This is a genomic window from Bizionia paragorgiae (assembly GCF_900107625.1).
GTDB classification, from domain to species: Bacteria; Bacteroidota; Bacteroidia; order Flavobacteriales; family Flavobacteriaceae; genus Bizionia; species Bizionia paragorgiae.
Genome location: NZ_FNQK01000014.1, coordinates 62,417 through 81,158, shown reverse-complemented (window position 1 = coordinate 81,158; position 18,742 = coordinate 62,417). Strand labels below are relative to the sequence as shown.

Genomic DNA, 18,742 nt, shown 5'->3' with positions numbered 1-18,742 from the left:
CAGTAGCATGTGGTGCTAACTGTACTGAAGAGCAACACCAACAAAACAGACGTTCGGAATTCATTATTAAAAGTGGAGGTCCTAACAGTAACTAATCTGTTTTAAAGAATCTATAATTGAAAAAGCCAGAACGTATGTTCTGGCTTTTTTGTTTTTAGACTTGCACAGAACGTCCTTTATCACAAACTCATATATCATGTATTTAAGTCGTATGGGGTCAGTTTAAGGCGTAATAAATTAATAATAGTACTGTGGGGTAACTTGCGGTCTAGAGCAAAAAAAAACCACATCGTAATTGATGTGGTTTTGTTTATTTAATTTCTTCACCATTTTTATCAGAAAAATGGTATTCTAAATATGTGTAAGCATCTCTAGGTAAAATCTTGACCCATTTTTTATGTTCAAAAAACCATTTTGAACGTATAGATGGAAAACCTTTCGTTAGAAAGGCTGCTATAAATGGATGTGTGTTTAAAGTTATCCCTTTATAGTCTTTTTTTAATAACTGCTCAAGTTCATGAGTTATTTTTTGTATCAAAACAATTGGAGCTTCTACCTCTTCGCCATTATTTCCATTAGGGTTTTCCTCTCTGGTTTTAATGTTCATTTCTGGTCGTACTCGTTGTCTTGTAATTTGAATCAGTCCAAATTTACTTGGCGGTAATATTTTGTGTTTGGCTCTATCGTCTTTCATTTCATCACGAAGAAAGTTGTAGAGTTTTTTTCTGTTTTCGGCTTTATTTAAATCTATAAAGTCAACAACAATAATTCCTCCCATATCACGAAGACGAAGTTGTCTAGCAATTTCAGCTGCAGAAATCATATTAACTTCCATTGCTGTATCTTCTTGAGAGTTAGATTTGTTAGATCTATTTCCGCTGTTTACATCAATAACATGTAGTGCTTCGGTGTGTTCTATAACAAGGTAAGCACCTTTAGCCATAGAAACGGTTTTACCAAAAGCCGTTTTTATTTGTCGTTCTACCCCGTATTTCTCGAAAATAGGGACGTTAGATTGATGTAATTTTACGATTGATTCTTTTTTTGGTGCAATCTCTTGCACATAATCTTTAATTTGAATGTAAAGCGCTTCATCATCAACTACAATACTCGTAAAGGTGTCATTAAAAATATCTCTTAACATAGAAGAGGCTTTATTTAATTCTCCTAATACTTTTGTAGGATGACTGGCTTTATTCAATTTTTTACACATTGCGGTCCAACGACCTAACAAATTCTGTAAATCTTTATCTAATTCGGCTACTTTTTTGCCTTCGGCTACCGTTCGCACTATAACTCCGAAACCTTTAGGAGTTATGCTCCTAACCAATAATTTTAGTCTTTCTTTCTCGGCCTTATCTTCTATTTTTTGAGAAATAGAAATACGATCAGAAAAGGGGACTAAAACAATATATCTACCGGCAATAGAAAGCTCAGAGCTTATTCTAGGGCCTTTGGTAGAAATAGGTTCCTTTACTATTTGTACTAGCATTGATTGATTAGATTTTAGGACATCGGCAATTTTGCCGTCTTTATCAATCTCTTTATCAAAGGGGTAGTCTTTTAAAGAAAAGTCATTTAATTTACCTGTGCTTACACGTTTTGTGAATTTTAAAAGAGAAGAGATTTTTGGGCCTAAATCATGATAATGCAAAAATGCATCTTTTTCATAACCTACATTTACAAATGCAGCATTAAGCCCAGGTACAGCTTTCCTTATCTTGGCAATAAACACATCACCAACAGCAAACTTGTTACCATCCTCCTCTTTATGTAATTCAATAAGTTTTCCATCTTTTAATAAGGCAAAATCAACAGCTTCTGAATCAGATCGAATAATCAATTCTTTATCCATAAGTTAATTTTTATCCATACAATTAAGTATAGATGGATTATACATTATTTTTCACAGGATTTTTCAAATCCAGCGAGTTTAACAAACAGGAAAGGTCTTACCCGTTTTTAGTATTAAACTCTTTGTCAAAGAACATTGTTTTAACAAAACAAAAAAGTAGTTTTACAACTACTTTTTTGAATTATTTCTTCTTTTTGTGTCGATTAGCGCGTCTTCTCTTTTTACGCTTATGCGTTGCAACCTTGTGTCTTTTTCTTTTTTTACCACTTGGCATAAGATCTTGGTTTTAAATTAATAATTCGTTTATATGTTACTTTACGTCTACATTAGTTTTTACACCTTCTACAAATACTTTTGCAGGTTTAAATGCAGGTATATTATGTGCAGGGATTTTGATGGTAGTATTCTTAGAAATATTTCTACCGGTTTTCTCAGCTCTAGTTTTAATAATAAAACTACCAAAACCTCTTAAATATACATTGTCACCACTTTCTAAAGACGTTTTTACTTCTTCCATAAAAGTCTCGATTGTAGCTTGTACATCTCCTTTTTCAATTCCTAATTTTTCAGAAATTTTTGATACTAAATCAGCTTTAGTCATTTTCTTTTCGTGTTTGCGTTACTATTAATTATAAGGGAAGGCAAATATATGAATTTAATATTCAATATTTCAAACCTAATCCATTAAAATTTAATGCTATAAACGATTACATTTGTGCATCGTATTTATTTATATAATGAACCTACAACAAACTCTAATAAACTGGTACTTAGTTAATAAGCGTGACTTGCCATGGCGAAACACTACCAATCCCTATTACATTTGGCTATCAGAAATTATTTTACAACAGACACAAGTTGCTCAAGGTTTGCCTTATTACACGTCATTTGTGACCAATTTCCCTTCCGTTTTTGATTTGGCGAAGGCCGATGAAAGCAGTATTTTAAAATTGTGGCAGGGTCTCGGTTATTACTCTAGAGCACGAAATTTACATGCTTCTGCTCAATATATAGTGAGCGAATTAAATGGAGAGTTTCCAAACACCTATTCAGAACTCTTAAAACTAAAAGGCGTAGGTGATTATACCGCTAGTGCCATTGCCTCTATTAGCTTTAATGAGAAAACGGCGGTTGTCGATGGAAATGTATACCGATTCTTATCGCGTTTTTATGGTATAGACACTCCTATTAATATATCAAAAGGATTTAAAGAGTTCAAGGCCCTTGCTCAAGACCTTATTCAGTCTGTCGATCCTGCCACCTTTAACCAGGCGATTATGGAATTTGGGGCGCGACAGTGTAAGCCTAAAAGTCCCGATTGTACGGTCTGCCCTTTTAATCAAAGCTGTGTGGCGTATGCAAAAGGAACTATCGCAAGTCTGCCAGTTAAAATTAAAGCTTCCAAAGTGAAGAAAAAATACTTTAACTATCTCGTTGTGCTTTCTAATGATAATAAAACACTGCTCGAGCAACGTCAAGGAAAAGGGATATGGCAAAATTTATATCAGTTTCCATTAGTAGAAACTGATAAACCGGCAAATTACGACATGATAGTAGATACTGTGAAATCCTTAGATTATGTAAATGAAGAGACCTTTGAGTTGTCCTTATATAATACGAGTGATATTGTGCATAAATTATCTCATCAACATTTAAATACCAAATTCTGGATTCTTACCTTAAATAGTAACTTACCACAGGGCGTTCCTGTGCAAAAAGTGGAAAGCTTTCCGGTTCCTATATTAATTGGTAACTTTATAGAGGACTTTAATTTTTAAAGGTTTAACATGGCGAATCATATTTTTTTATTAAATTTAAATTTATGAATTGGAAAGCCGTAATTTTGCGGATTAAATTAAATACTATTTATGTCAGGAACGTTAAATAAAGTGATGCTTATAGGGCATTTGGGTGATGAAATTAAAATGCACTATTTTGAAGGCGGTGGTTGCGTTGGTCGATTTCCATTAGCTACTAACGAGACGTATGTAAGTAAACAAACCAATGAGCGCGTTACCAATACCGAATGGCACAATATTGTATTGCGTAATAAAGCTGCTGAAATTTGTGAAAAATATTTAAGTAAAGGCGATAAAGTGTATATCGAAGGCCGACTTAAAACACGTAAGTGGCAAGACGACTCCGGAAACGATCGCTATTCGACCGAAATTCAAGCAACAGATTTCACTTTTTTAAGCACTAAAAAAGAAAGTGAGCAAAATGCTGCTGCGTCTCAAGAGACGAAACAAGAAACTAAAAGTAACGTGCCGAAAAGCACGGAGCCTACTTCAGCTTCACCATTGACTTCTACTAATGATGGTGAAGACGATTTACCATTTTAATACTAAATTTTAACGCATTGGATCCCGAACCCACGAGCTTATTAGCATTTATTTCATCAATTGACTTTTCGATTGTTTCAGGTTTTGTATTGTTAATAGTCTTACTTATTTGTTCTGCTTTGATTTCTGGAGCCGAAGTTGCTCTTTTTTCGTTAACCAGAACGGATATTAATAATGAAGAACACAAATCGTCTAGAGCCATTGAAATAATTACGCGACTTTTAGAGCGTCCCAAAAAGTTACTTGCAACCATTTTAGTAGCGAACAACTTTATTAATATTGGGATTGTAATTCTATTTGCCTTCCTAGGGAATTTTATGTTTGAAAGCATTACAAATTCCGTACTAAAATTTGTTGTTGAAGTCGTTGTTGTTACCTTTTTAATCTTGTTATTTGGTGAGATTTTACCAAAAGTTTACGCGAGTAGAAACAGCTTAAAGTTTGCTATGCTTATGGCAATTCCGCTACGTGTTTTAGATGTTCTGTTTTCGCCATTAAGTTTGCCTATGCGCTCTATTACCTTAGGAATACATAGTAAATTAGGAAAACAGAAGGCCAATTTAAGTGTCGATCAGTTGTCACAAGCCCTAGAGTTAACCAGTGAAGATGATACCACAAAAGAAGAGCAAAAAATTCTACAAGGTATTGTCTCTTTTGGTAATACAGATACAAAACAAGTGATGCGACCAAGAATGGATATTTTTGCCCTTAATGTAGAGCAAAAATATACTGAGGTTCTCCAAGAAATCACCGAAAACGGTTATTCAAGGATTCCTGTATATACCGATAATATCGATAATATTAAAGGTATACTTTACGTTAAAGATTTACTGCCTCATATCAATGATGATACTTTGGACTGGGTATCTTTAATTCGAGAACCGTTTTTTGTTCCAGAAAATAAAAAATTGGATAATTTAATGGCCGAATTCCAGGAGAAGAAAGTCCATTTGGCAGTGGTAGTCGACGAATACGGGGGGACATCGGGTATTGTCTCTCTAGAAGATATTATTGAAGAGATTGTTGGAGATATCAGTGATGAGTTTGACGATGAAGATGTGATCTTTTCTAAGTTGGATGATAAGAATTTTGTTTTTGAAGGTAAGACGGCTTTAAAAGATTTTTATAAAATTATAAAGATTGACGACTCTAGTATTTTTGAAGATAAAAAAGGGGAAGCGGAAACCTTAGCAGGATTTATTTTAGAAATCTCTGGGGGCTTTCCAACCCAAGCGGATGAAATTAGATTTGAAGATTATATTTTTATTATTGAAGCTTTAGATAATAAAAGGATAAAGCGTTTAAAAGTGACCTTGCCCGATACGAGTGCAACTGAATAAAAAATTGAGGATTAAAATGAATGCTATAAAAAAGAGGAGTTTTTTAAAGGGCGGTGTGATTGCTATGGTTTTTATTAGCTTGTTTGCTTGTGAAGAAGAAGTAACACCTAAGCCCAGTGCTTTTTTGCGATTAGACTACCCTGAAGCGATCTACCAAACAGAAGAGGTCGACGCGCCTTTTAGTTTTGATAGGAATCAGTTGGCCGAAAATGTCACTATAAAAACCTTAAAAGCACCAACACGTAGTTATGGTGTAAATATTGACTACCCAAAATTAAAGGGGACGATTTATCTGACTTATAAAGACGTTGAAGGTAATGAGGACTATCTTAAAAACTACTTAATAGATGCACAGAACTTTACGCAAGAACACACAAAAAAGGCAGATGCTATAGCTGGTGAGGTTTACGAAAACAAAGCTAAGAATGTATATGGTATGTACTACGAGGTTAATGGAGATGCTGCCTCACAAGCACAGTTTTATGCTACCGATAGTACGAGTCACTTTTTAGTAGGTTCACTATATTTCTATGCCAAACCGAATTTCGATTCTATTTATCCGGCTGCTAAATACCTTCAGAAAGATATAAAACGTCTTATGGAAAGTATTACTTGGAAGGACTAATTAAGTTTATATTACACGCCTAAAACCGAGTGGGGTTTTAAGGTTGTAACCAATAAAAAAGGCTTCGCATTGCGAAGCCTTTTTCTATAAATAATGCTGTATTATGCTTTTTTTGCATCTGTAGAGCAGCACTCTTTTTTGCAATCCTTAGCACAAGCCATTGATTTCTCTGTGCTATTAGCACCGTCTTTACTGGCTTTTTTTTCACACTCCGCTTTGCAAGCCGCTTTTTCTTCAGCTGTTTTACCTTTACAACAGTCTTTTTCAGCTGTATTTTCTTTAGAGAATTCGGTAACGGTTTTTATATCTTTTACTTTATACGTGTCAGACACTCCTGTTACAGTAGACTCTAAAGAGGCTGGTGTTACCTTAGCGTCGTCGTATTCTACCATGGCTAATTCTCTGTCAAAATCAACTTTAACCGACTTTACGCCTTCCATCTTAGAGATTTTTTTCTCGATGGTTTTTGCGCAGCCCATAACACAAGTCATACCTTCAATTTTGAATTCTGCTTTTGCATAGGTAGCATTCGGGTCTAAAGCAACTGTTTCTTCTTCAGCGTTTACCGTAGTTTCTGTCCCTACCGTTTTTACTTCTGGCTGTGCTTCATTCTTGCAACTAAAAGCAAGTAATGCAAATACAGCGATAACTATACTGTTTTTTAAGTTTTTCATAATATCTATTATAGATTAATATCTCTACTACAAAATTAACATTATAATTTATTTATTGACTTAAATAACAGATTTTTGCAAAATATAAAACTAAATGCCAGTCATGAGAAATTCAAAATGGACTTACCTTATTATCTTATCTGTAATTTGGGGGACGTCTTTTATATTAATTAAAAAATCTTTAGTTGGGTTAACACCTTTTCAATTGGGGGCGCTGAGAACCTTAATTACAGGTTTCTTATTATTGATTGTAGGTTTTAAAAATATAAAAAGTATTGAAAAGGGGACCTGGAAATGGATTACCTTATCCGGGTTTTTGGGATCGTTTTTTCCAGCCTTTTTATTTGCGATTGCCGAAACAGAAATAGACAGTGCTGTCGCCTCCATTTTAAACTCTTTAGTACCCTTAAATACGATTTTAATGGGGTTTGCAATTTTTAAAATCGCTTCTACAAAACGACAAATTGCGGGTGTAATTATCGGCTTTATCGGGACGGCAATCTTAATATTAAAAGGCGCGGAGTTAAACCCTAATCAGAATTATCTTTTTGCGGGGTATGTTATTTTATCGACTTTAATGTACGCGGCGAATGTGAATATTATAAAACGGTATTTGCAACATGTTAAACCCTTAACGATTGCTGTTGGGAATTATACGACTATTATTGGTCCGGCATTAATAGTATTACTGTTTACAGATTTTTTTAGTAGTACCACCTTTGCTAAGCCAGAGCTTAAAATGGCACTCGTTTATGTGAGTATCCTAGCCTTTTTTGGTACGGCAATGGCCAAAGTATTATTTTTTAAACTGGTCCAGTTGTCAACGCCAGTTTTTGCGTCCTCAGTTACTTATATTATGCCTTTAGTCGCTTTGATGTGGGGGTTATTGGATGGTGAGGGCTTTAGTTTAGCACAAGGCTTTGGTAGTGTGTTTATTCTCATTGGAGTGTATTTAGCGAATAGAAAAAAAGCATAAAAAAAACCGATACTTGTAAAAGCATCGGTTTTAAGGTTTACTATAAGCGATTGATTAATTAAAATCGTCAGCCGAAATTTCTTCATTTATTTTAACAGTGTTTGCTTTTAAAATAATGATTTGCGGTCCGTTAGTAATTTGTTGTTGATGAGGAATCATAACACCATTCACTACCTTGTAATCAGAGATATCTTCGGTAGAGGTTAGTGATTGTCCTTGCATTTCTTTAGTCGATTCGTTACGAATTAACAGTTTGCTTTCTACATCGTAATATTTAAACGACGTGTCGTCCCCTTTAGTCACTTTTACCTTATAAGCGTCTTTGTCTTCTACGGTTACAATAGATTCTAGAGTAACTTCTGAAGGCTTAAGGTGTAATTCTTCGAACAGTCCAATTTCAGCTTTCTTTTCAGCAATTTCTTTATCCGATAAAGGTTTTCTTTGACCTTGTTGTTCTTGGTAACCTGTAGTACCGTTAAACTTTTGCTTCATTAATGTCCCCATTCCTTCTACGTTAACTTCCATAGAGAATTTGTTTGGAGTCATTCTTTTAATGATTGCTTTTGGAGCAAAAGGCGCTCCTTGGATAGTCATATCAGCTTCTACTAAAAGCGTGTTTACTTTTTCTAAGTTGTCTTTACCTCCAATAGCAGTGATATAATCGCTGATTACTGTTTGAGCGGTAACACCTGCAGGGATTGGTTTAGAAAATACGGGTTTGTCTACAGGGTTAGCGTAAGTATCGAAATACTTAATTGTTAATCCTGTTTTTTCTAAGTTTGGAATCACTTCACTACCTTTTCCTACAACAATAACTCTCGCGTTATCGGTAGAGAAGTATTTGTTAGCTACACGTTGTACATCGTCTATAGTTACCGCATTAATTTTTTCTAAGTACGTTTTATAGAAATCTTTAGGCAGGTTATTTACTTTAATGTTTAGAGCATAACGTGCTACTGTGCTTGGGCTTTCTAAAGCAAGTACAAAGTCACCAACATATTTTGCTTTAGCATTACGTAAAGCTTCAGCAGTAACAGGAGTTGTTTTAATACGTTTAATTTCTTTTAAGCTTTCTACTACAGCGCTATCGGTAACAGCATTTCTTACCGAGGTACCTGCTGTAAAACGAGATGCTCCATAACGGTCTGTTCCTACGCTAGAACGCGCACCATAAGTATAGCCGTGTTCTTCACGTAAATTCATGTTTAAGTAAGAGTCAAACCCGCCACCTAAAATTTTATTAGCAATTAAAACAGCGTGGTAATCTGGATCGTCCATTTTTAGAGAGACGTTGTTTGTTACCGATATATTAGACTGAACCGCGTTTGGCATATCGATAAAGCTAATTTGGGTGTACTGTACATTGTCTAATGGCTTTGGAACAGTGGTGATAATCCCAGCGTCTTCTTCCCATTTTTTAAAGTATTTTTTAACCTGCTTTTTAACCGTATCAAAATCAATATCACCAACAATTACTAGATAAGCGTGGTTAGGGTTGAAGTATTTTTGGTAATAAGCACGTATATTATCGATAGTGATATTGTTTAGTGTTTCTTCGGTAACAAATTCTCCGTAAGGGTGGTTTTTACCGAAAGATAAAGCACCACCTACACGAGAGGCGATAGCATCTACACTTTTAGTGTTAGATTTAATGCCTTCGATAGCTTTAGCTTTTTCTTTTTCGAATTCTTCTTCTGTTAAAAGTGGGTTAATAGCAGCATCGGCCATTAATTCCATAATACGCTCCGAATATTTTGAAAGCGCACTTGCTGAGGCACCTTGCGCATTAAAGCTAAGACGCGCTCCTAGGAAGTCGATTTCTTCGTTAAAATCATCTTTAGAAATGTTTAGTGTTCCATTTCCTAGCATAGCACCTAAGATACTAGAGACTCCTGCCGTTTTACCTTCAGCGTGAGGTTTGTTATCAATACGTAATGTATAAGATACACGTGGTAGTTTGTGGTTTTCTACGACTAGTACTTTAAGTCCGTTTTTAAGTTCAAATTCACCTGGGACTTCCAAAGTGATTTTTGGAGCTGGTCCTGGTTTTGGTTGCACTGATCTATCTATTTGTGCTGTTGCAGAAAGAGATAATAAAAACAATGCTATAAGTGTTGTTATTTTAGTTTTCATTGGTGTGTTTTTGATTTAATATCAGTTTTAAATGGTGCTTTCGTTATATATAAAGGAAAGCGTCTGTTTAAAAGTATATCTTACTCGTCGTCTTTTTGAGGTAAATACTCTAAGATTAAGCGTTGGTTTGGTTTTAAGTATTTTTTTGCTGCTGCTTGAATCTCTTCTCTTGTAATCGATTTGTAGATTTCGATCTCAGTATTAATTAAATTTACATCACCATATAGCATATAGTAACGTGCTAAAGAGTTTGCGATTCCAGAAACGCTAGAGTTTGCGTTTACAAAGTTGTTTTCAAACTTATTAAGCAGTTTTTGGTGATCTTTTTCGGTGATTAATTCATTTTGGATTTTTACAACTTCTTCGTCTATTTCAGCTAAAAGAGTTTCTAGAGTTGTATCTCCTAATGGTAAACCGAATAAAATGTAAGTCCCGTAATCTTCTTGACTTAAGTTAAAAGCACCAACTTGTAATGCCATTTTTTTATCGTCTACTAGTTTTTTGTATAAAACTGAAGATTTCCCGTCACTTAAATAACTAGAAATCATATCCAATACATAAGCATCACGCTCGGTCATTGCTGGCGTTCTGTAAGCAGTCATTATCGCAGGAATCTGAATGTTACTATCGTAAGCCTTTGCTTTTATAGTTTCGGTAATAGGATCTTCTTTCGGGAAGTTTCTAACAATATCCTCACCTCTAGGAATCGGTCCGAAATAGTCTTCTATCATTTTCTTTGTTTCGGCAACATCAATATCACCAGCGACAACTAAAACGGCGTTGTTTGGTACATAGAATTTTTTGTTAAAGGCTTGAAACTCTTCTAAAGAAGCGGCATCAAGGTGTTCCATTTTACCAATTGTTGTTCCTTTATACGGGTGTTTTTTAAACATATGAAGTTTAACATTCTCAATAAACTTACCGTAAGGTTGGTTATCTACTCGTAAACGTTTTTCTTCTTTAACAACCTCGTTTTGCGTATCTACACCAATTTGGTTAATGATTGGGTGTAACAAACGCTCGGACTCCATCCATAATCCTAATTCTAAATTGTTAGAAGGGAATACTTCGTAGTAGTACGTTCTGTCGTCTGTTGTATTTGCATTATTACTACCACCATTAGAAGATACGATAGTAAACCATTCACCTCTAGGGATGTTTTGAGTACCTTCGAATAATAAATGTTCGAAAAAGTGAGCCATTCCTGTGCGTTCTGGGTGTTCATCTTTTGCACCTACGTGGTACATAACAGAAGTAGTAACTACAGGTGCAGAATTGTCTTGATGTAAAATAACGTGCATGCCATTATCTAAATCATACTCTTCAAACTTTACTTCTTGAGCGTGCATAGATATACTGGCTAAAAGCAAAGCTGCTAACGAGAATACATTTTTTTTCATTTTTGAGATTGTTTTAGTTATTCAATATAAATATAGGTCTGTAAAAGGTGCTTTTTGTTACAAGCGTTTACCAAAAATAAGAATTGTTAGGGGTTTTGAGTGGCTTAGTCCTTAAAAAATAAATAGTTATAGGTTAAAAACCAATTTATTTTCCGAACTTTAAAACACATCAAATAAAATAAACACCATTAATAGTATGAAAAACATAGCACTACCCGTAAGATTTGGAATTGTAATGAGTGCTTTATTAATAGCATTCTTTTTAATAGTATCATTGTTTGGATGGCATACCAACCCCTTGTTTAGTTTGTTTAATGGGGTCGTTACTGGTTTTGGTATTTACGAAACGATTAGGTATTATAAATTGGAGCAGGGCGAAAACTTTACCTATACAGGAGGAATTACAGTGGGGTTAGTATCTGGATTTATTGCGACCCTACTATTTACTGTATTTTTCTTGTTTTATGCCACGGAAATTGATTCTTTGTTTTTAAGTAAACTACTAGATCAATATGGTGGTGATTACAGTGTAGGGGTTGGTTTGGTTACTTTTGTGGTGGCTATTATGGGCTTTGCGACAACGGTTGTATTAACCTTAACGTGTATGCAGCTATTAAAAAACAGTAATAATATGCCGTAAATTACATAAAACGTTTGTAGATTAATTAATTAGAGTTATATTTGCACTCATTTTATCAATTTAATTAAATAAAACGTTACGCTATGTACGCAATTGTAGAGATAGCAGGGCATCAATTTAAAGTTGAAAAAGACCAAAAAGTTTACGTAAACCGTTTGGCAATAGAAGAAGGGAAAGAAGTATCTTTCGACAAAGTTCTTTTAATTGCTGATGGTGATAATGTAACTTTAGGCGCCCCAGCTATAGGTGGAGCACAAGTAAGTGCGAAAGTCTTAAAGCACCTTCAAGGTGATAAAGTTATTGTTTTCAAAAAGAAAAGAAGAAAAGGATACCGTAAGAAAAACGGTCACAGACAAGCCCTTTCTGAAATCGTAATTGGAGATATTTTAACTTCAGGAGCAAAAGCTGCTCCGAAAAAAGAAGCCAAAGCTGAAGCGAAAGCAGATGCAAATCAAGATTTAAGTAACTTAACAGTTGCTGAATTAAGAGATATGGCGAAAGCAAAAGAAATTTCAGGTTACTCTTCTATGAAGAAAGCTGAATTAATTGCTGCATTAAGCTAATTATTAACATTATAAAACCTTAAGACAATGGCTCATAAAAAAGGAGTTGGTAGTTCTAAAAATGGTAGAGAATCAGAATCGAAACGTTTAGGTGTTAAGATTTTTGGTGGACAAGCTGCTATTGCTGGAAACATTATCATAAGACAACGTGGTAACACGCATCACCCAGGTGAAAACGTATACCAAGGAAAAGATCACACTTTACACGCTAAAGTAGATGGTCTTGTAAAATTTACAAGAAAGAAAGACAACAAGTCTTACGTTTCAATCGAGCCTTTTGAAGCTTAGAAACATATTCTTTTAAATATATTAAACGCTTTTTCTTAATTGAAAAGGCGTTTTTTTTTGTTCCTATAATTGGGTTTTGGGTGTGTAATTTATACGGCTGCCTATTAGGGGCCTTGGTGTTGCGTTAGGGATTATAGCATCTGTTGGAGCTCTCCCAATAGGTATTGGGAAGCGACTGCGGAAAGCCCGACCCTTGTGGTAACGCCAAAAAAATATCCCAAACACATAGCGTGCTTGGGATATTTATAAGTATTAAACGGGCTAACTGCCGGTTTCTAGTATCTGTAGTATTCTGGTTTGTAAGGCCCTTCAACTTCAACACCAATATATTCTGCTTGATCTTGTTTTAACTCGGTAAGCTCAACACCAATTTTCTCTAGGTGTAATTTTGCTACTTTCTCATCAAGGTGCTTAGGCAACATATACACTTCATTTTTGTAAGCGTCTCTGTTTGTCCATAATTCGATTTGAGCTAAAGTCTGGTTAGTAAATGAGTTACTCATTACAAAACTAGGGTGACCCGTAGCGCAACCTAAGTTTACTAAACGCCCTTCGGCTAGTAAAATAATATCTTTACCGTCGATAGTATATTTGTCTACCTGAGGTTTAATCGTATTTTTAGTATCACCATAGTTATCATTTAACCAAGACACTTGAATTTCGTTATCAAAATGTCCGATGTTACAAACGATGGTTTTATCTTTCATCGCTTTAAAGTGCTCGCCACGAACGATATCTTTATTTCCTGTAGTGGTAATAACAATATCTGCTGTTTTTACAACGGTTTCAAGTTTCTTAACTTCAAAACCATCCATAGCCGCTTGAAGCGCACATATAGGATCGATTTCGGTAACAGTAACAATACTACCAGCACCTTTAAAAGAAGCGGCTGTACCTTTACCAACATCACCGTAACCACAAACAACAACACGTTTTCCTGCCAACATAATATCGGTAGCACGACGTACAGCATCTACAGCACTCTCACGACATCCGTATTTGTTATCGAATTTAGATTTTGTTACACTATCGTTAACGTTAATCGCTGGCATTGGAAGTGTTCCGTTTTTCATACGTTCGTATAAACGGTGAACACCAGTTGTTGTTTCTTCAGATAAACCGTTAATTCCTGCTGCTAATTCAGGGTATTTATCTAATACCATATTAGTTAAATCACCTCCGTCATCAAGGATCATATTTAAAGGTTTTCTGTCTTCACCAAAAAATAAAGTTTGCTCGATACACCAGTCAAATTCCTCTTCTGTCATATCTTTCCAAGCGTAAACCGCAGTTCCTGCAGCGGCAATAGCAGCAGCAGCTTGATCTTGAGTAGAGAAAATGTTACAAGAACTCCATGTTACTTCTGCACCCAAAGCCTGTAAGGTTTCGATTAAAACAGCAGTTTGAATAGTCATGTGTAAACACCCTGCAATACGTGCTCCTTTTAAAGGTTGTGCGTCTTTGTACTCTTCGCGTAAACTCATTAATCCTGGCATCTCTGCTTCGGCTAATTCTATTTCTTTTCTTCCCCAATCAGCTAAAGACATGTCTTTAACTTTGTTAGGTACGTATGCAATTGTTTTTGTACTCATAATGTGTTTTAAGTTTTATTCGCTTTGCAACTTTGGGTTAAACTTAAAATAGCTTAAATTCGTCAACCAAAACTGAAAAGTAGCCATTGGGCTCTATTTACTATAAAATTTCAGACTGCAAAGATAATCAATAACATTCAGAATATTAAATGCCTCTTTATAAAACCATTATTGAAAACTCACAAACTACTGTTAAAATCTGGAAAATTGAGGAGTCCTATAGTGATTTATTGGCACCAATTACCTTAAGACCAGAGAGTGCGATCCGCTTGGCTGGAATGAAAAGCGAATTGCACCAACGCGGTTTTTTAAGTGTAAGACACTTGCTTGCCGAGTTTGGGTATACCGATGCCGATTTGTATTACGACGAAAATGGCAAGCCTCATTTAAAGGATGGGAAGTTTATTTCTATTACCCATTCGTTTACTTTTTCGGGGGTGATTGTTAGTGATCGCGAGGTGGGAATTGATATCGAAATGCAACGTGAAAAAATTCAGCGTATCGCCTCGAAGTTTGTGGCTTATGAATTTGAATATCTCAACGAGAAGGATGCTGATTATATTAACCGACTGACCGTGATTTGGGGAATTAAAGAGTCGCTTTACAAGCTTTTTGCCACACCGGGGATGTTATTTAAAAGCCATTTTCTAGTCATTCCTTTCTGTATGAAGGATCAAGAAACGGTAGCTTGGATTGATTATAACGGACTTAAAAAACGGTACAACACTAAGTTTTTAGAATTTGAAGGTTTTACCTGTGCTTATGCTTTAGGGTAAAGAAGAGTATCTCTAAATGTTTTTAATTATTTTATAGATACTAAAAACAGAATACAATTTATATCATAACACGAGTTTAACATTAAAATAGTTCAAATTATTGAGCTTGCACAGCTATGGAAATATCAGTAGAATTAACATTATCACCTTTACAGGACAGTTTCGAACCCGCTATTATTAGCTTTATAAAATCCCTGAGAGCTTCCGGTTTAAAAGTTATCGAGAATCCGTTAAGCACCCAAGTGTACGGCGATTATAATGCGATTATGTCGTTGCTTACTGTAGAAATTAAAAACGCTTTCGAATTGATAGATAACGGGGTGCTATTTATAAAAATTGTAAAGTCAGACCGACGCGATTATGAGCCACATTTTTAATCTGTTATTCGATCAGTATTCCGGTTACGATACTTTAGATATTGTTTTGGAAATCATAGCCGTTGTTTTTGGGGTGTTATCGGTATGGTTCTCTAAAGAAAATAAAATTTGGGTCTTTCCAACAGGAATTGTAAGTACTTCCATTTTTGTTTATTTGTTATATAAATGGGGATTAATCGGCGATATGTTGATTAATGCTTATTACTTTGCAATGAGTATTTATGGTTGGTATATATGGACCCGTAAAATAGATAAAGATAAGTATACGCCAATCTCATTCACGACAACAAAAGAGAAGTATGTTAGTGTCTTGCTTTTTATTCTTACACTAGGTGTGGTGTATGTAATTTATCAACTTTTTGATAAGTGGACAAGCTGGACAGCGTATGTAGATACGTTTACCACCGCTTTGTTTTTTGTGGGTATGTGGCTTATGGCCAAAAGGAAAATTGAGAATTGGATTTTTTGGATTATTGGAGATTTAATCTCTGTACCGCTCTATTTTTATAAAGGATTAACTTTTACGAGTATGCAGTATATAGGCTTTACGGTCTTAGCTGTATTTGGATATTTAGCATGGAAAAAGACTATAAACAACGCGCCTCAGACATTATAAAAGTGGTGCTTTTCGGACCGGAATCGACCGGAAAGACCACGCTTTCTAAGCAGTTGGCGACACATTATAATACGGTGTGGGTACAAGAATATGCACGCGAGTATTTGCAGAAGAAATGGGATGCCGAAGGTAAAATCTGTGAGCCTAAGGACATGCTCCCTATTGCCAAAGGGCAAATAGCAAATGAAAACCGCCAAGCGCAACTTGCCAATAAAGTGCTTATTTGTGATACGGATTTATTAGAGTCTAAAGTGTATTCTGAAGTGTATTACTCAGGGTATTGCGACCCTATTCTAGAAAAATATGCCTTAGAAAATACCTACGATATTTATTTTTTAACCTATATTGACACACCTTGGGAAAATGATGATCTGCGTGACAAGCCCGAGGAGCGCCTTGCTATGTTTAACACATTTGAACAGGCGTTAAAAACACATAATAGACATTACGTAGTGCTTAAGGGCGATGAGACCACGCGCTTGCAAACAGCCATTAAGCATATTGATAAATTAATTGCACGAGAGTATGAGTTTTTCTGATAAACACAAACAAGAGATAATAGATAAGGGGTTAACCTTACAAGCTGTTAACAAGCAAATAGAACGCTTTAAGTCCGGCATGCCTTTTATGAATTTACAGTCTGCAGCTTCCGTAGGTAACGGAATTTTAAGTTTGTCGGATCTTGAGAAAAAGAAGTTTTCTGAATATTTTAGTTCCCAGAAGGACCAGTTAAATATTGTAAAGTTTGTTCCCGCTTCGGGAGCCGCTACCCGAATGTTTAAATTTCTATTTGAATTTTTAAAGTCTTACGACCCTAAAAAGGAAAGTATAAATGCCTATTCCAATAAAAATAACCAAAACGAGTTACGCTTGTTTTTTGTAGGTTTAGAGAAATTCCCCTTTTATAACCTGTTATTAGAACGCACACGTGCGATTTATCCGGATTTTGATACCTTATCGAGTGACGAAAGAGGGGTGTTGTTAGTCAGAACGCTTTTAGATGAGGACAAATTAAATTACAGTTTTTATCCTAAAGGGGTCTTGCCTTTTCATAAGTATGAAGACTCTATAGCCACGGCCTTTGAAGAGCATTTGTATGAGGCGGCATTATATGCCACAACAAATCAAGTTGCCAAATTGCATTTTACGATTTCCAAAGCGCACCAAGCGGTTTTTGAAAAGGAATTTGAGGCGATTAAAAAAGCGGTAGAAGAGCAGACCCAAATCACCTTTAAAGTGTCGTTTTCTTATCAAGACGAAACGACCGATACAATCGCTGTGACACCCGATAACCAACCGTTCTTAGACGCCAAGGGGTCTTTGTGTTTTAGACCTTCTGGTCACGGTGCCTTACTATCTAATTTAAATGCATTTGAAGGTGATTTGCTTTTTATAAAAAACATAGATAATGTGGTGGTCTCTAGTTTTGTCGATGAGGTTGCCGAATACAAAAAAATATTAGCAGGCGTTTTGCTAGAAGCACAGCAGCAAGCCTTTAGTTATTTAGAAGAGTTAGAAAATGAGCTAATCTCTGAAGAGCGTGTGATTGAAGTGGCTCGGTTTTTACAGCGTAAATTGAATGTTATTATTTCGCCAGAATTCGAGAAATATTCTCTTAAATATCAAATAGAATACTTAGAAACGAAGCTTAATCGACCAATTCGAGTTTGTGGGATGGTTAAAAATGAAGGTGAGCCTGGTGGTGGTCCGTTTTGGGTTAAAGATGAAGGGGGACACTTGTCGTTACAAATTGTAGAATCGGCTCAAATTGATACAGAGAACAAACAACAACTGAGTATTTTAAAGAATGCCACACATTTTAATCCTGTGGACATCGTCTTGGGGATAAAAAATTATAAGGGGGAGACTTTTGACTTGTCTAAGTTTGTCGACCATAATGCCGCGTTTATAACAGCGAAAACCCATTTGGGGAAACCGTTAAAAGCTTTGGAGCTCCCAGGGCTTTGGAATGGTAGTATGGCACATTGGAATACTATTTTTGTCGAGGTGCCTACCGATACGTTTAACCCGGTGAAAACGGTTAATGATTTATTGAAAACTAAACATCAGGTGGTCTAATGTTCGATGCGGATGCCTTTATAAAAGAGTGCCAGTTTAAAGCCATTCGCAGTTCTGGAAGTGGCGGTCAGCACGTAAATAAAACGGCATCAAAAGTAGAGCTGTCTTTTAATGTCGCCGATTCCCAAGTGTTTCGCGACCGACAAAAAGAGCGGCTTTTATTGCGTCTTTCCAAGCGCCTTACAAAAGATAATGTTCTTATGTTACAATGTGAAGACACGCGAAGTCAGCATAAAAATAAGGAATTAGTGATTAAACGCGCCTTGGAGATTATTAAGGATGCATTGGTAGTTAGAAAAAAACGTATACCCACAAAAACACCCAAATCAGTAATAAATAAACGGCTTCAGAATAAAAGCCGGCGATCGGCAGTTAAAAGCAATCGTAAAAAACCCGATTTAGATTAATATTCCCAAATCCGCTATTGAAATCAAAAAAACGATAGTATATTTGCAGCGTTCTCAAA

The 18,742-nt window shown here is 35.6% G+C and carries 20 protein-coding genes; 14 read left to right on the top strand and 6 right to left on the bottom strand.

Annotation, left to right across the window (positions count from 1 at the left end; translation table 11 throughout):
• Window positions 1–310 precede the first annotated feature (310 nt).
• The gene (locus BLV64_RS10905) at window positions 311–1,855 is read right to left on the bottom strand and encodes an Rne/Rng family ribonuclease (RefSeq protein WP_092135251.1); all 1,545 of its coding nucleotides are present in this window, start codon (window positions 1,853–1,855) and stop codon (window positions 311–313) included.
• 310 nt (window positions 1,856–2,165) lie between these two features.
• Window positions 2,166–2,456: an HU family DNA-binding protein gene (locus BLV64_RS10900; protein WP_092135248.1), complete on the bottom strand. Its 291-nt coding sequence runs from the start codon at window positions 2,454–2,456 to the stop codon at window positions 2,166–2,168.
• Between the two features lie 136 nt (window positions 2,457–2,592).
• Between BLV64_RS10900 and mutY the strand changes: the two genes are divergently transcribed.
• The 4 genes from mutY to gldD all read left to right on the top strand — a co-directional run bounded on the left by mutY (window position 2,593) and on the right by gldD (window position 6,162).
• Entirely contained in the window at window positions 2,593–3,633 is a 1,041-nt protein-coding gene (gene mutY, locus BLV64_RS10895) for an A/G-specific adenine glycosylase (protein ID WP_092135246.1), read from the top strand.
• A 90-nt stretch (window positions 3,634–3,723) separates the two neighbouring features.
• The gene (locus tag BLV64_RS10890) at window positions 3,724–4,197 is read left to right on the top strand and encodes a single-stranded DNA-binding protein (RefSeq protein WP_092135243.1); all 474 of its coding nucleotides are present in this window, start codon (window positions 3,724–3,726) and stop codon (window positions 4,195–4,197) included.
• 17 nt (window positions 4,198–4,214) lie between these two features.
• Window positions 4,215–5,537, top strand: a complete 1,323-nt coding sequence (locus BLV64_RS10885; RefSeq protein WP_092135237.1) for a gliding motility-associated protein GldE — start codon at window positions 4,215–4,217, stop codon at window positions 5,535–5,537.
• 64 nt (window positions 5,538–5,601) lie between these two features.
• On the top strand, window positions 5,602–6,162 hold the full coding sequence (gene gldD, locus BLV64_RS10880; RefSeq protein WP_449374824.1) for a gliding motility lipoprotein GldD: 561 nt from the start codon (window positions 5,602–5,604) through the stop codon (window positions 6,160–6,162).
• 101 nt (window positions 6,163–6,263) lie between these two features.
• Here gldD and BLV64_RS10875 read toward each other — a convergent pair whose 3' ends face one another.
• Window positions 6,264–6,836: a heavy-metal-associated domain-containing protein gene (locus BLV64_RS10875; protein ID WP_092135231.1), complete on the bottom strand. Its 573-nt coding sequence runs from the start codon at window positions 6,834–6,836 to the stop codon at window positions 6,264–6,266.
• A gap of 103 nt (window positions 6,837–6,939) precedes the next feature.
• On the opposite strand from BLV64_RS10875, the gene BLV64_RS10870 reads away from it, so the two are divergent.
• Window positions 6,940–7,812 carry a DMT family transporter gene (locus tag BLV64_RS10870; RefSeq protein WP_092135228.1) on the top strand — a complete coding sequence of 291 codons (873 nt, stop codon included), beginning with the start codon at window positions 6,940–6,942 and terminating at the stop codon, window positions 7,810–7,812.
• A gap of 54 nt (window positions 7,813–7,866) precedes the next feature.
• Here the strand turns inward: BLV64_RS10870 and BLV64_RS10865 are convergent, their stop codons facing one another.
• Together BLV64_RS10865 and BLV64_RS10860 are read right to left on the bottom strand one after the other, a co-directional pair.
• Window positions 7,867–9,945 (bottom strand): M16 family metallopeptidase, encoded by a 2,079-nt coding sequence (locus BLV64_RS10865; protein WP_092135225.1) that lies wholly within the window; start codon window positions 9,943–9,945, stop codon window positions 7,867–7,869.
• A gap of 80 nt (window positions 9,946–10,025) precedes the next feature.
• Window positions 10,026–11,345, bottom strand: coding sequence for a M16 family metallopeptidase (locus BLV64_RS10860; RefSeq protein ID WP_092135222.1), 1,320 nt, complete (start codon window positions 11,343–11,345; stop codon window positions 10,026–10,028).
• Window positions 11,346–11,541: 196 nt separating this feature from the next.
• Here BLV64_RS10860 and BLV64_RS10855 point away from each other — a divergent pair, with 196 nt between their 5' ends.
• The 3 genes from BLV64_RS10855 (at window position 11,542) to rpmA (ending at window position 12,836) form a co-directional block, all read left to right on the top strand.
• Window positions 11,542–11,985 (top strand): DUF4199 domain-containing protein, encoded by a 444-nt coding sequence (locus tag BLV64_RS10855; protein ID WP_092135219.1) that lies wholly within the window; start codon window positions 11,542–11,544, stop codon window positions 11,983–11,985.
• Between the two features lie 83 nt (window positions 11,986–12,068).
• Window positions 12,069–12,548, top strand: a complete 480-nt coding sequence (gene rplU / locus BLV64_RS10850; protein WP_092135216.1) for a 50S ribosomal protein L21 — start codon at window positions 12,069–12,071, stop codon at window positions 12,546–12,548.
• Between the two features lie 27 nt (window positions 12,549–12,575).
• Window positions 12,576–12,836, top strand: coding sequence for a 50S ribosomal protein L27 (gene rpmA, locus BLV64_RS10845; RefSeq protein ID WP_092135213.1), 261 nt, complete (start codon window positions 12,576–12,578; stop codon window positions 12,834–12,836).
• Window positions 12,837–13,111: 275 nt separating this feature from the next.
• Here rpmA and ahcY read toward each other — a convergent pair whose 3' ends face one another.
• A complete protein-coding gene (ahcY, locus tag BLV64_RS10840) occupies window positions 13,112–14,428 on the bottom strand; it encodes an adenosylhomocysteinase (protein WP_092135210.1) in 1,317 nt (438 codons plus the stop codon).
• Window positions 14,429–14,577: 149 nt separating this feature from the next.
• On the opposite strand from ahcY, the gene BLV64_RS10835 reads away from it, so the two are divergent.
• The 6 genes from BLV64_RS10835 to arfB all read left to right on the top strand — a co-directional run bounded on the left by BLV64_RS10835 (window position 14,578) and on the right by arfB (window position 18,683).
• Window positions 14,578–15,204 carry a 4'-phosphopantetheinyl transferase family protein gene (locus BLV64_RS10835; protein WP_092135207.1) on the top strand — a complete coding sequence of 209 codons (627 nt, stop codon included), beginning with the start codon at window positions 14,578–14,580 and terminating at the stop codon, window positions 15,202–15,204.
• A gap of 116 nt (window positions 15,205–15,320) precedes the next feature.
• Entirely contained in the window at window positions 15,321–15,581 is a 261-nt protein-coding gene (locus tag BLV64_RS10830; RefSeq protein ID WP_092135205.1) for a YkoF family thiamine-binding protein, read from the top strand.
• Window positions 15,565–16,197 carry a nicotinamide riboside transporter PnuC gene (pnuC, locus tag BLV64_RS10825; protein WP_092135202.1) on the top strand — a complete coding sequence of 211 codons (633 nt, stop codon included), beginning with the start codon at window positions 15,565–15,567 and terminating at the stop codon, window positions 16,195–16,197. The genes BLV64_RS10830 and pnuC overlap by 17 nt, the downstream gene beginning before the upstream one ends.
• On the top strand, window positions 16,158–16,736 hold the full coding sequence (locus tag BLV64_RS10820; protein WP_092135200.1) for an AAA family ATPase: 579 nt from the start codon (window positions 16,158–16,160) through the stop codon (window positions 16,734–16,736). Before pnuC ends, BLV64_RS10820 begins: the two co-directional genes overlap by 40 nt.
• On the top strand, window positions 16,723–18,276 hold the full coding sequence (locus BLV64_RS10815; RefSeq protein ID WP_092135197.1) for a DUF4301 family protein: 1,554 nt from the start codon (window positions 16,723–16,725) through the stop codon (window positions 18,274–18,276). Before BLV64_RS10820 ends, BLV64_RS10815 begins: the two co-directional genes overlap by 14 nt.
• The gene (gene arfB, locus BLV64_RS10810; protein WP_092135195.1) at window positions 18,276–18,683 is read left to right on the top strand and encodes an alternative ribosome rescue aminoacyl-tRNA hydrolase ArfB; all 408 of its coding nucleotides are present in this window, start codon (window positions 18,276–18,278) and stop codon (window positions 18,681–18,683) included. Before BLV64_RS10815 ends, arfB begins: the two co-directional genes overlap by 1 nt.
• Window positions 18,684–18,742: the final 59 nt, after the last annotated feature.